Source organism: Burkholderia sp. 3C (genome assembly GCF_054589155.1).
In genome coordinates, this window is record NZ_BAAILN010000120.1 from 31,581 (window position 1) to 44,163 (window position 12,583).

The following is a 12,583-nucleotide window of genomic DNA, read 5'->3' on the forward strand; positions in this document are numbered from 1 at the left end:
ATCAGCAGGCCCGCCGCGAGAATCAGCACCGCGCCGGCGATGCCGCTGACGATCCACACCAGCGGCGCGCCGCCCTGCGGCGGCTGCGGCTGGCGCGCGAGGTCCGACGGATCGGCCTGCACCGCCGTCACGCTGACCTGGTCGTAGGTCAGGCCTTCGACGCTGTGCATCACCAGGGTCTTGATCTGCGGCACCAGCGCGCCCACGTCGGAATTCGGGCGGTACTTGATGAACACCGCCGCCGAGGACGGCTTCATCGTCTGCGCGAGCGGGTCGTTGTTCGGCAGCACGATCTGCACGCGCGCCACCAGCACGCCGTCGATCTTCGACAGCGTGGACGACAGCTCCTGCGACATGCCGTAGATGAAGCGCACCCGTTCCTCGGTCGGCGTGGAAACGAGGCCGTCCTTCTTGAACAGGTCGCCGAGATTGTCGTAGCGGCTCTTGGGCAGGCCGCGCGAGCGCAGCGCCTCCATGGCGCGCACCATCTGGTTCTCGTCGACGTCGAGCGTCCAGGTCTTGCCGCCGTCGGGCGTGTCCTTCGAGGCGTCCACGCCGTTCTCGAGCAGCGCCACGACCATCTCGTTGACGTCCTGCTCGGACAGGTTTCCGTACAGTTCCTTCTTGCAACCGGCGAGCAGCGCGCAGAGCGCGAACGCGCCCGCGACGGCCGTACGCCGCCATCCTGACCGAGTCTGTGGCATGGGGTAAGTCTCGCGGCGGACCGCACGGCGCCCGCGGGCGCCGCGTGTCACTGGTTCTTCATCAGCGTTTCGATCGACGACTTCGACGAGTTCACGACGCCCATCTTCGCTTCCATGTCGAGCTGCGTGGCGGCCAGCTCGTAGGTCAGGCGAATCGAGCCCGCGTTGATCTCGTTGAGGTTCATCTCGGGGGCTTGCTGCATGAACTGGGCGGCGTCGGTCACGCTGCGCTGCAACTCGGCGTCCTGCGCGGCCACCAGCTTCGAGGCGACTTCCATCGACGGGCTCTGGGCCGCGTGCGGCGGCGCCATCGACGGCTTGTCCATCATCGCCTTGAACTTGTCGGCGGCGGCGGGCGAGGTGCCGCCCCCTGCCGCTTCCGGCTTGTTCAGGGCTTCGAGCGAGGCGCGCAGCGCCGCGGAATGATCGATTGCAGTCATAGTCGTCCTCCGTCAGACGAACCGGCGACGCTCACGCGCGCAGCGCGACGCCGAACGGCAGGGATTCGATGCCCGCGACCGGCGCGGCGATCGGGGCATGCGTATCGGGGTGATCGCCGCGATTCGCGAGCTCGTCGTTGAGCTCCTCGATCGAGGCCGGCGGCACGAACGCGCTGCCGTTGCGGCTCGCATGCACCGCGCCGAGCAATTCCTCGCGGGCGTGCAGCGCCTTCACGAGCGAAACCGTGTCGCGCGTCGGGTTGGTCTCGAGCACTTCGTTGGCGATCAGCTTCCAGTCGCCGTCGCCCTTGGTCGACAGGCAGAACGCCAGCAGCGCCTTCGCGTAGGCGAAGCGCGGCGCGCTCTCGCTGACTTCGCGCAGCACCAGGATCGCGTCGTCCCAATGGTTGCGGACCATGTGCAGGATGCCGTCGAGCATCTGGATCTCGGGCACCTTCGGGCGCAGCACGCGCAGCGCGTCGAGCATCAGCTCGATGTCGTACGGATCGACCGACACCTTCGGGAAGGTCTGCAGCAGCGCATCCGAAGCCGTTTCGATCAGTCCTCCGACGATCTCCGGGCTGCAATTCAGGTAATCGGGTGTGGCGTTGGTCATCGCGCATTCTCCTGGCGGAATTCTTCGCGCCACGCTCGGGGTCGATCGGACGCACCATCGAACCTTAGCAACCGGCCGTGGCGCGTGCGGGCGGCGATGCGAAGGCAGCGCAGCGAAAGCGAAGCCGGCCGGGCGCCGGTCCGGCGCAGCGATCGAGCCATCCGCCCCCGATTTTTTCGGACGTTGCGGCCCCGCCCGGCCGAGCCCCGCCCCCAACTTCGCATCCCCATCGCCCGATTCGCGTCCCTCCCCCTCCCCGCCACGCCCCCCGGCTATCTTCGTCCGACCGGCTCGGTGCGTGCGCCGCCGCTGGACGCTGCCGCCTCGCCGCCGCAAGCCAGCCCGAGCGCCGCCGGCCGCCCCGCCAACCCCTGTCCGCCCCGCCCGGCGGGCGCTTGCGCACAACCCGCGCCGAGCGAGCGATGAGCGACGAAAAAACCGAAGAACCTACCGACAAGAAACTGCGCGACGCCCGCAAGGACGGCCAGGTTTCGAAAAGCTCGGACCTCGCGGACGCCATCTCGATGACGGCCGCGATCGGCTTCGTGATGGCGACCGGCGCGCACCTGCGCGACTCGATGCGGCAACTCGTGATGAGCTCGCTCGAATTCGTCAACACGCCGCACACGCTCACCGACATGTACGACCGGCTGTACCGCTTCGGCGGCATCGCGCTGCTCGCCGTGGTGCCGCTCGCGCTGTGCGCGGCGTTCGCGGGCCTGATGGGCTCGGGCATGCAGGTCGGCCTGCAGATCGCGCTGAAGCCGGTCATGCCGAACATCAACGCGCTGAACCCCGGCGAAGGCCTGAAGAAGATCTTCTCGATCAAGACGGTGATCGAGACCGCCAAGATGATCGTCAAGGCCTCGCTGATCTTCGCGGTGATGTGGGTGGTGATCCGCGGCCTGATCCCGCTGGTGTCGGGCGCGCTGTACCAGCCGCTGGCCGAGCTGTCGGCGATGTTCTGGAGCATCCTGCTCAAGCTGATGCTGGTGGCGGCGGTGATCTTCATCGTGGTCGGCGCGGCCGACGTCAAGCTGCAGCAGATGCTGTTCATCAAGCAGATGAAGATGTCGAAGGACGAGGTCAAGCGCGAGCACAAGAGCGACGAAGGCGACCCGATGATCAAGGGCGAACGCAAGCGGATCGCGCGCGAGATGGCCAACTCGCCGCCGCCGCGCATGGCGCGCGCCAACGTGGTGGTGGTCAACCCCACCCACTACGCGGTGGCGCTGCGCTACGCGCCCGACGAACATCCGCTGCCGGTGGTGATCGCCAAGGGCATGGACGAGGCGGCGGCCGCGATCCGCCGCGCGGCGGCCGAGGCCGACGTGCCGATCGTCGGCAACCCGCCGGTGGCGCGGGCGCTCTACAAGGTCGGCGTGGACGAGCCGATTCCCGACGCGCTGTTCGAAACCATCGCGGCGATCCTGCGCTGGGTCGATTCGATCGGCGCGAGCCGCGATGCGCATTCCCAACCCCATCCGCCCGTTCACTGAGCGCAGCCTCCGGAGCCACGATGCTGAAGTCCCTGAAACTCCCCGCCGGCGGTGAAATCGGCATCGTCGCGCTGGTGGTGGCGATCATCTCGCTGATGATCCTGCCGCTGCCGCCGCTGATGATCGACGCGCTGCTGGCGCTGAACATCACGATCAGCGTGACGATCCTGATGATCACGATGTACGTGCCGGACATTTCGGCGCTCTCGGCGTTCCCGTCGCTGCTGCTGTTCACCACGCTGTTCCGGCTCTCGCTGAACATCGCCTCGACCAAGTCGATCCTGCTGCACGCCGAGGCCGGCAACATCATCGAGAGCTTCGGCAAGCTGGTAGTGGGCGGCAACCTGGTGGTGGGCCTGGTGGTGTTCGCGATCATCACGACGGTGCAGTTCATCGTGATCGCGAAGGGCTCGGAGCGGGTGGCCGAGGTGGGGGCGCGCTTCACGCTCGACGCGCTGCCCGGCAAGCAGATGAGCATCGATGCCGACCTGCGCGCCAACCTGCTGACGCCCGAGGAAGCCAAGCGCAAGCGCGCCACGCTGGCGGTGGAAAGCCAGTTGCACGGCGGCATGGACGGCGCGATGAAGTTCGTGAAGGGCGACGCGATCGCGGGCCTGATCATCACGCTGATCAACATCCTGGCCGGGATCGCGGTGGGCGTGGCCTATCACGGCATGTCGGCCGGCGACGCGGCGAACCGCTTCTCGGTGCTGTCGGTGGGTGACGCGATGGTGTCGCAGATCCCGTCGCTGCTGCTGTCCGTGGCGGCCGGCGTGATGATCACGCGGGTGGCCGACGAGCGCCAGACCAAGCAGCGCTCGCTCGGCGACGAGATCGGCCATCAGCTCGGCTCCAGCAGCCGCGCGCTGTTCTTCGCAGCGCTGCTGCTGCTCGGCTTCGCGGCCGTGCCGGGCTTTCCGGCGCTGCTGTTCGTGATGCTGGCGGGGCTGCTGGCATTCGCCGGCTACAAGCTTTCCAAGAAGCCCGCCGCGCGCGACAGCGAGCACGGCGGCGGCGAGACGCTGGCCTCGATGCAGCGCTCCGGCGCGAAGACCGAGGTGCCGCCGATCCTGCCGCGCGCGCCGCAGTTCGCCTGCGCGGTGGGCGTGCGGATCTCGCCCGACCTGGCCGCGCGGCTGTCGTTGCCGACGCTCGACATCGCGTTCGAGGGCGAGCGCAACGCGCTGCAGGAGCTGCTCGGGCTGCCGTTCCCCGGCATCACGATGTGGATTCACGCGCCGCTGGCCGCTTCCACGTTCGAGATCCTGGTGCACGACGTGCCGCACCTGAGCGTCGCGCTGCCGGCGGGCAAGGTGCTGCTGCCCGACCTGTCGCTGCTGGCGTCCGACGTGGCGGCCAGCGTGGCCGAGAAATACCAGCAACTGGCCGATCGCACCGAGCCCGGCCCGCTGATCGCCACCGACGGCCTGCCCACGCGCTGGCTCGACGACAAGGCGATCCCGCCCAAGACGCCCGTGTGGCGCGCCGAGCAGATCATCCCGCACGCCTGCGTGGCCGCCATGCGCCGCCACGCCACGCTGTTTCTCGGCATCCAGGAAGTGCAGTGGATTCTCGACCAGATCGGCCATGACGCGCCGGGCCTGGTGGCCGAGGTGCAGAAGGTGCTGCCGCCGCAGCGGATCGCCGACGTGCTGCGCCGCCTGCTCGAAGAACAGGTGTCGATCCGCAACGTGCGCACCATCATGGAAAGCCTGATCGCCTGGGGCGCGAAGGAAAAGGACATGCTGATGTTGACCGAGTACGTGCGCGGCGATCTCTCGCGCTTTCTCGCGCACCGCGCCGCCAAGGGCGAGCGCCAGCTTTCCGCCGTGCTGTTCGACATGCAGGCCGAGCAGCACATTCGCGCCGCGATCAAGCAGACGCCCACCGGCAACTTCCTCGCGCTGCCGCCGAACGACGCCGCGTTCCTGATCGATCGCATCCAGTCGTTCGTCGGCACCGCGCCGCGCGACGGCGTGGTGCTGGTCACGTCGATGGATATCCGCCGCTACGTGCGCCGCATGATCGAGGCGCGGCTCGGCTGGCTGGCCGTGTATTCGTACCAGGAGCTGGGCGAGCACGTCGAGCTGAAGCCGGTCGGCCGCGTCACGCTGAACGCCTGAGCCGCCCATGACCGCCATCGACTCGCGCTCGGCGCGCATCATTCCGGGCGCGGCGAGCGCCGAGCCGAGCCGGCCGCGCGAGCGCCGCTTCGATTACGCCTCGCTGGCCTCGCGCCGCGCGCCGCACCGGCTGCCCGCCCGCGAGCAGGCCGAAACGGGCGGCCAGGACACGCCCGAGGAAGCGCCGGCGCAGCCCGAAATCGCGCTGTACTTCGATCCGCGCTACCTGCCGGACGATGCCGAAGCGCCCGCGGACGACCCCGGCGCGACGCTCTCGCCCATCCCGGCCGCCGACGACAGCGATACGCTGCCGGCCCGCGTCGAGCGCGCCGCCGTGCCGATCGTGTCGGCCGTCTACATGCACCAGCAGCAGTACCTGCAGGTGCTCGGCGTGCTGACGCGCGAGATCGCGGCGTTCTGCGGCGATCCGGCCATCGCCAACGCGGGCAACTGGGAAGCGCACATGACGCTCGATCCCGCGCTGCTGCCGCAAACGCGGCTGTCGCTGTCGCTTTCGCGTTTCAGTCTCCTGCTTCGGTTCGATGCGCAGGACCCGACCGCGCGCGACTTACTCTTGACCCACAGCACGATGCTCCAGCGCGAGCTCGCCGAAACGATGCGCGCGTGGGGCGAGGTTCGCGACATCGAACTCACCATCTGGTAATCACCCGCTTCCCTGCATGGCCGACTTTCTGACCGCGACGACCAGCGACGACCCCGCGAGCGCCCCCGACGCTCAGGCGCCGCACGTCGCCCCGCCGGCACGACCGACGCCTGCCGCGAGCGCAGCGCCCGCCACGACCGCGACGCAAGCTGCGATCGCGCGCGCGGTGCCGCGCCGTGTCGACGTCGGCCTGGCCCGCCTGTCGCAGACGGCGCACGACGCGCGCCTCGCGCCCGCCGTGCTGGCCGCCACCGGCGCGCGGGTGCTGCGCATCGCGCCCATCGTCGGCCCCGGCGCGGCACGCGGCACGTTGCGCGATCCGGCCGTGCTCGAACTGGCGCTGGCCGCCCCCGGTGGCGCGGCGCGGCCGGTGTTCGTCGAATTCGATCTCGACGCGCATCCGGCGCTCGCGATCCTGGCCTGGCCCGACCGCACCGGCGTGCCCGGCGCGCCGGCCATGCTGTCGCCGAGCGGCGCGGAGCTGGCGCTGCGCCAGACGGTGGCCGGCGTGCTGCTCGAACCGCTGGCCGCCGCGCTCGGGAAAATGGGCTTCGACACGCCGCGCGTGGTGTCCGTGATGCGCCGCCCGCTGGCCGACTGCCTTGCCGACGCCAAGCTCGACCTGCCGCCGATGGCGCTGTCGATCGCGCTCGGCGAAACCCGCATCGATTGCACCGTGGCGGCCACCAGCGCCGTGCTCGGCACGCTCGACGCGCTGATCGCCCGCACTGCGGGCGACGCCTGGCGCACCGCGTTTCCCGCCTTGAACCTGCCCGGCAGCGCCATCGTCGGCACCCGCCATTTCGCGGTCGAGACGCTCTCGGCGCTCGAACCCGGCGACGTGCTGCTGCGCTGCCTGTTTCCGACCTTCGATGCAGCCGCGCTGCACGGCGGCGGCGCGCCGCGCGTCGTGGCCGCGTGGGGCGCGCGCGGCCATCTGCGCGCGCACGCCGGCGCGTCGCTCGACGGCCGGACGCTTACCCTTACTCAGGAGTGGACCATGTCCGACGAACTCGATTCGACCCGTGCCGATGTCGGCCTCGCGACGGATCGCCCCGACGAACCGATCGTGGTCGGCAACCTCGAGCTGCCCGTGCAGTTCGAGATCGACACGGTCGCGCTGCCGCTCGACCAGCTTTCGGCGCTCGGCCCGGGCTATGTCGTCGAACTGCCGGTGCCGGCCGCCGATGCGCAGTTGCGGCTGGTGGTGCATGGGCAAACAGTGGGATTTGGCGAACTCGTGACGGTTGGCGAGCATCTCGGCGTACGAATCATCAGGATGGCGCATCGGCATGGTTCAGTTCAGTGACATTACCGGGCTGCTGCTGGTCGTCATCGCGATCAGCCTGCTGCCCTTCGTGGCGATGGTGGTGACCTCCTACGCGAAGATCGTCGTGGTGCTCGGCTTGCTGCGCAACGCGCTCGGCGTGCAGCAGGTGCCGCCCAACATGGTGCTCAACGGCATCGCGATCCTGGTGTCGATCTACGTGATGGCGCCGATCGGCATGCAGGCGCAGAAGGCGCTGGAGGGCCAGCAGTTGTCGGCACAGCCGTCGCAGGCGCTGATCCAGGCGTTCGGCGCGGCGCGCGAGCCGTTCCGCGCGTTCCTGGAGAAGCACACCGCCGAACGCGAGAAACGCTTCTTCCTGCGCTCCGCCGCCGTGGTGTGGCCCAAGGAGCAGGCGCAGCAGTTGACCGAGCATGACCTGATCGTGCTGGCGCCGTCGTTCACGCTGTCCGAGCTGACCGACGCGTTCAAGATCGGCTTCCTGCTGTATATCGCGTTCATCGTGGTGGACCTGATCATCGCCAACGTGCTGCTCGCGCTCGGGCTGAACCAGGTCACGCCGACCAACGTCGCGATTCCGTTCAAGCTGTTGCTGTTCGTGGTGATGGACGGCTGGTCGACGCTGATCCACGGCCTCGTGATGACCTACAAGTAAGGAGCGACGATGGATGTCGATTCGCTGATCCGTTTCACCACGCAGGGCATGCTGCTGTGCCTGACCGTGTCGCTGCCGCCCGTGATCGTCGCCGCCGTGGTGGGGCTGGGCGTGTCGTTCGTGCAGGCGATCACCTCGCTGCAGGACCAGACGCTGCCGCAGGTCATCAAGCTGATCGCCGTGACCATCACGATCATCATCGTCGCGCCGGTGTGCTGCGCCGCCGTGCTGCATTTCGCGAACCAGATGATGCGCACCGCCGTGCCGCTCTGACCGGAAACCGACCCGATGGCCATCAACCGCAACCCGACCGTTCGCCCGCAAACCACCGCCGCCGCCGATCAGGCGCGCCGCGCCGGCGACGCGCAGCAGAACACCGCCGCCAAGGAAGGTGCGCGGCAGGCGCAGAAAGCCACCACCTACAACGGCACGCTGTTTACCAACACCAACCAGGCGCAGAACGGCAACCAGGCCGCGCAGCGCAAGTTCGCGAGCCTTGCGCGCAACCGCAAGCGCGCCAACGTGGCGCGCGCCAAGCGCAACAACGTGGGCGGCGCGGGCGGCGACGACGACGGCGACGCCTCGTTCAAGCAGGACGACATGGACGCGCTGAACGGCGGGCGCGGCGGTGGCGGCGGACGCGGGCGCGAGCAGGAACAGGACGACACGCCCGTGGAGGCCGGCAAGGCGGGCGGCGCCGGTGCGGATGCCCAGGCGGGCGGGCCGCGCCCGGCCTCGGCGCAAACCGCGCCGCCGAGCGCGCTCGATGCGATCGCGGCGAAGTTCGGCGAAGGCCAGGACGCGCAGCGCGCCGAGGCGGTGCGTACTGCTTGGAACGACGCCGTGGTGAAGCTGCGCGCCAGCGCGGGCCAAGCCGACGCCACGCCTTGGGCCGCGAAACTGGCCGCCGCGATGATCGATCTTCAGCAGATCGAAATGAAGATCGGCCACGTGGGCGCCGGCGGGATTGCGGCGCTGCGGGAGCTGGCGCTGGCGGGTGGGCCTTCTACCGGCAGCCAGTCGTTCAATATGGTGCTGCCGCTCGTGATGCTGCGGGCCGAGTTCAAGGCGGGGAAATTGCGGCGGGAACGAGGTGGGGCGATTCAGCAGAGTGTGAAGGCGGGGATTTTGGGGCGGGCGGGGAAGAAGGCGGAGGGGGGGAAGGGGTGAGGGGGTGGCCGACTAGCGGTTGGCGAGATTCGATAAATACAAAGCGATCGTCGCCAACGTCAGTGCAAAAAAACACCAGGCCCATCCGGAAATCGACCATCGCTTCCAGGAAACGGCATTCAACAGCATGAAAGCGATCGATGGTCCGAAAAAATAAGCGACCATCGAGGGCAAAACCCACCAAGGCACCGGGCATTTATCTATTTCATGGCATCCTGCCGACACCGCTTTCGTGGGAGCGGACTCGACATGGCTGAACAAATACAAGCAGAGCCATGTCAACAGCAGGCCGTAAGATAAACCCAGGGCACCCAGCGCGGCACGCTTCATTTGATTTCCCAAAACAATACCGTTTTCGATTTTCTCAAATCGGAATACCCGTAACTCGTCCCTGGGATATGGGCACGCTCTATCCCGATCATCCGGCCAAAAACCGAAAACACACCTTGCGCGCTGCTGATCGTGAGTCGCGAGCCGTTCCAAAGATCGATATGTCCGCCGCTGGCGTTGTCCGCCGACTCTCGATCACGAGCCCAATACCCATCGAACATGATGATACCGGTGCGGCCTTCGACCCTCGATTCCCAGTTTGTTCCCGTGATGTTTTCCGCATTGCCCATACCGGCTATCGGCTGCAATTTCAACCACTCTCCAAGCTCGTTGGCTCGGGTCGCGGTCGCCTTCCCATCGATGAGTATTCTTCCAATGCTGGGCTGCCCGCCGAGCGGCTTGATCACCTTTGACGAAAACGACTTCATCTCGATTCCAACACGATGCAGCATGACGCTCATTCGAATCGCACATTGATTTGAATATGTCGAATTATCGTAAGGATTACCCATTGGATAAGCATCCCATAGCGCCTGGAATGTAACGGCCGTCAGTTGGACATGCTTGACGGAATTAGGGGAAGCGTTGGTACGCACCACGGTTCTCGGGTTGGGCATGCCTTATGCCTCCACTTGTCTTTCAAGCGCTTCATCACCCCAGAAGACGACGTAATCATCGGCGTATGCGGAATAAATACGCGGCAAATTGCCTTCGCTGTCGAGCCGGCCAAAGTGCGTGTATCCGCCAGGTGTTTCGATGAAAAACGGATAGCCCTTCGATACCCCATTGCCTGCGGGACAGACCTGTTCGTCGTATTCGATATTCGCCGTTGCACGGAACCGGCTGCGATGCCCAGATTGAGGCGCGTCTCTCGTATCGATGTAAGAGACATATTGAGAGGCAAGCAAGCGAGGGCTTGGCTCACATTGGCATACGCATAAATCATCACTCAGCGCAGCTTCCCTGCCGTCCGGACCTGTTGACGACAAGCGCGGACCTGTACAAACGAGAGTTCCGACCGATCGACATACGGGGCACCATATCGGGTCGTGTTCATAGGCTTGTTCTTGATCATGAATCCGATCATGAGAATCACCGGCCATGACTGTTCCACCGGCAGTGGTTTTGTCTCCCTTGACGATGTCGTAACGTCGCAATTGTGATGGCCTCCATATTCAGAATCGAGCGCAACTCGATGCGAGAGCGGCGGCGATTGTGGATCAGCCATCGGGGCGCTACTCACATCCATTGAAGTCGATCAGGATAGTCGGGCAACCGTGCCGATTTACCCGGAATGCGCACGCGAATGCTGCTTCACGTCATGGAGCAAGCAATAAAACCGTCAGCCATGTCGGACATCCCACCGACGGCCCGCTACCATTGCCACTTCCTCCAGGTTCGCGAATCGAATCATCCGAATACCGCGCTGCGAGATATCCAACCCGAGCGCATAACGCAGGCCATTACCACCATGCTCTCCACGAAATTCACCCACTTCGACAGCGTCGACTACCTCCACACCTCGGCCGATATCGCTGCCTATCTCGAAGCCGCTGTCGAGAACGGCGATCCCGAGCTGATCGCCGCCGCACTCGGCGACATCGCCCGCTCGCGCACCATCAGCCAACTCGCCTGCCCCCCGGCCTGAGCCGCGAGGGCATTTACCGCCCCTTATCGGGCGACGGCAATCCGAGTTTCGCCACCTCCATGAAGATCCCCGCCGCACGCTGCCCGCGCCGCTCGTTCCGTCCAGCCGCGCCCGCGGCCTGACCCGCCCCGATTTCCTCAGCCCCCGCCCCGCCAACGTTTTCGCCCCCTTCCCCGTGAAATCCCCCCCGCCCCTGCGTTCGCATACCACGCTCCCGCTTCGCATCCTTCGCCAGCCGATCCCCGCCGACCGCCTACATTAGCCGGAACGATAGCTGAGGCTGTGACCCGACTCGACGCACCCATGAAACTGCTGCGGATTCTCACCGGCACCCACGCAGGCGCGCAATTGCAGCTCGCGCCCGGCGCGCACCGCATCGGCACGGACGATGCGGCCGACATTCGCCTGACGGACTGGCGCGGCGGCGACCTGTGGTTGACGGTGGCCGATACCGGCGTGGTGTCGGCGCAAATGGTCGCGGCAGCCCCCGGCACGCCGGAAGCAAACGCCGCGACGGCCGGCACGGCCACCAGCGGCCCGCTCGAAACGATCCTGCTGGTGGATTTCGTGCCGATGCAGTTCGACGGCACGATCCTCTGCGTGGGCGATGAAGCGGGCGTGTGGCCGTCGGACTACGAACTGCTGCAAACGCTGATGACCAAGCCGGTGCCGAAGGCCTCGCCGCTGCGCCGCCGCTACCTGGGCGTCGCGGCGGCCTGCTTCGGCGTGGGCGCGGTGATCGTGACGGTGTCGGTGCTGTCCACGGCGCAGATGAGCCGCGCAGCCCTGCCGCCGAACGCCGACGACAACGCGCACCGCGTGACCGACGCGCTGGCCGCGGCCCGCATCGAAGGCCTCGGCGCGCACGCGGTGGGCGACACGGTGGTGGTGACGGGCATGCTGGCCAGCTCGGCCGACGATGCCGCGGTGCGCCAGTTGCTGCGCCGCCTCGCCATCACCCAGGTCGCGGCGCAATACGACGTGGCGCCGCAAGTGGCGCGCAGCATCGAGGATTCGCTGGGCGTACCGGGCGCGCGCGTGCAGTACGGCGGCGGCGGGCGCTTCGTGATCAAGGGCTCGGTCGGCAACAAGATGGCGCTCGACGCGGCGATCGCCCGCGTGCGCGCCGATCTCGACCCGAACGTGAAGGACATCGTCTCGGATGTCTCCGAATCGGCCGACAACGCCAGTTCGACGGACGCCACGGCCTACTCGGAGATGATTTCGGCGGACGGCGTGCAGTACGCGCAGACGCCCGACGGCGTGAAGCATATCTACGCGTCGGACCCGCAGCTCGCCTCGGGCGCCGCCGCGCCGAACACGGCCACCGGTGCGAACGTCGGCGCGAACACGGGCGTCAGCGCCCCGGCGGACATGTCGACCGACGGCGCGATACAAGGCGCAACGAACGGCGCTGCCGGCAGCGCGGCGAACACTGCGGCAAAC

The 12,583-nt window shown here is 67.2% G+C and carries 15 protein-coding genes; 9 read left to right on the forward strand and 6 right to left on the reverse strand.

The genetic code is table 11. From position 1 onward, the window contains the following. The 3 genes from sctJ to ACYP33_RS24170 form a co-directional block, all read right to left on the reverse strand. Positions 1-704, reverse strand: a 704-nt coding sequence (sctJ, locus tag ACYP33_RS24160) for a type III secretion system inner membrane ring lipoprotein SctJ (protein WP_459624246.1), incomplete at its 3' end; no start/stop codon positions are given. Between the two features lie 47 nt (positions 705-751). Then, positions 752-1,144 (reverse strand): type III secretion protein HrpB2, encoded by a 393-nt coding sequence (locus ACYP33_RS24165; protein WP_414440813.1) that lies wholly within the window; start codon positions 1,142-1,144, stop codon positions 752-754. A gap of 31 nt (positions 1,145-1,175) precedes the next feature. Continuing rightward, a complete protein-coding gene (locus ACYP33_RS24170) occupies positions 1,176-1,760 on the reverse strand; it encodes an HrpB1 family type III secretion system apparatus protein (protein WP_414448568.1) in 585 nt (194 codons plus the stop codon). 422 nt (positions 1,761-2,182) lie between these two features. Here ACYP33_RS24170 and sctU point away from each other — a divergent pair, with 422 nt between their 5' ends. From sctU to ACYP33_RS24205, 7 genes are read left to right on the forward strand one after another with little or no spacing between them, the layout of a single operon-like run. Continuing rightward, entirely contained in the window at positions 2,183-3,259 is a 1,077-nt protein-coding gene (gene sctU, locus ACYP33_RS24175; RefSeq protein WP_414440808.1) for a type III secretion system export apparatus subunit SctU, read from the forward strand. A gap of 20 nt (positions 3,260-3,279) precedes the next feature. Beyond that, positions 3,280-5,382: a type III secretion system export apparatus subunit SctV gene (sctV, locus tag ACYP33_RS24180; RefSeq protein WP_459624247.1), complete on the forward strand. Its 2,103-nt coding sequence runs from the start codon at positions 3,280-3,282 to the stop codon at positions 5,380-5,382. Positions 5,383-5,389: 7 nt separating this feature from the next. Continuing rightward, a complete protein-coding gene (gene sctP / locus ACYP33_RS24185; RefSeq protein WP_459624248.1) occupies positions 5,390-6,046 on the forward strand; it encodes a type III secretion system protein SctP in 657 nt (218 codons plus the stop codon). A gap of 16 nt (positions 6,047-6,062) precedes the next feature. Next, entirely contained in the window at positions 6,063-7,355 is a 1,293-nt protein-coding gene (sctQ, locus tag ACYP33_RS24190; protein ID WP_459624249.1) for a type III secretion system cytoplasmic ring protein SctQ, read from the forward strand. Beyond that, complete coding sequence (gene sctR, locus ACYP33_RS24195; RefSeq protein ID WP_414440804.1) at positions 7,339-7,989, forward strand: type III secretion system export apparatus subunit SctR; 651 nt, start codon at positions 7,339-7,341, stop codon at positions 7,987-7,989. Before sctQ ends, sctR begins: the two co-directional genes overlap by 17 nt. Before the next feature lie 9 nt (positions 7,990-7,998). Next, positions 7,999-8,262, forward strand: a complete 264-nt coding sequence (sctS, locus tag ACYP33_RS24200) for a type III secretion system export apparatus subunit SctS (protein WP_414440803.1) — start codon at positions 7,999-8,001, stop codon at positions 8,260-8,262. Positions 8,263-8,277: 15 nt separating this feature from the next. Further along, a complete protein-coding gene (locus tag ACYP33_RS24205) occupies positions 8,278-9,159 on the forward strand; it encodes a hypothetical protein (protein WP_459624250.1) in 882 nt (293 codons plus the stop codon). A 12-nt stretch (positions 9,160-9,171) separates the two neighbouring features. On the opposite strand, the gene ACYP33_RS24210 is transcribed toward ACYP33_RS24205, so the two are convergent. The 3 genes from ACYP33_RS24210 to ACYP33_RS24220 are packed head-to-tail and all read right to left on the reverse strand — an operon-like array spanning position 9,172 to position 10,646. Continuing rightward, a complete protein-coding gene (locus ACYP33_RS24210; protein ID WP_414448573.1) occupies positions 9,172-9,489 on the reverse strand; it encodes a hypothetical protein in 318 nt (105 codons plus the stop codon). Then, on the reverse strand, positions 9,486-10,106 hold the full coding sequence (locus tag ACYP33_RS24215) for a type VI secretion system amidase effector protein Tae4 (RefSeq protein WP_414448574.1): 621 nt from the start codon (positions 10,104-10,106) through the stop codon (positions 9,486-9,488). The genes ACYP33_RS24210 and ACYP33_RS24215 overlap by 4 nt, the downstream gene beginning before the upstream one ends. Positions 10,107-10,109: 3 nt before the next feature. Next, a complete protein-coding gene (locus ACYP33_RS24220) occupies positions 10,110-10,646 on the reverse strand; it encodes a PAAR domain-containing protein (protein WP_414448575.1) in 537 nt (178 codons plus the stop codon). Positions 10,647-10,795: 149 nt separating this feature from the next. On the opposite strand from ACYP33_RS24220, the gene ACYP33_RS24225 reads away from it, so the two are divergent. Both ACYP33_RS24225 and ACYP33_RS24230 read left to right on the forward strand, forming a co-directional pair. Continuing rightward, positions 10,796-11,137 (forward strand): helix-turn-helix domain-containing transcriptional regulator, encoded by a 342-nt coding sequence (locus ACYP33_RS24225; RefSeq protein WP_414448576.1) that lies wholly within the window; start codon positions 10,796-10,798, stop codon positions 11,135-11,137. Positions 11,138-11,440: 303 nt separating this feature from the next. Continuing rightward, positions 11,441-12,583 (forward strand): type III secretion protein (locus ACYP33_RS24230; RefSeq protein WP_459624251.1); only part of this gene is annotated, 1,143 nt, incomplete at its 3' end.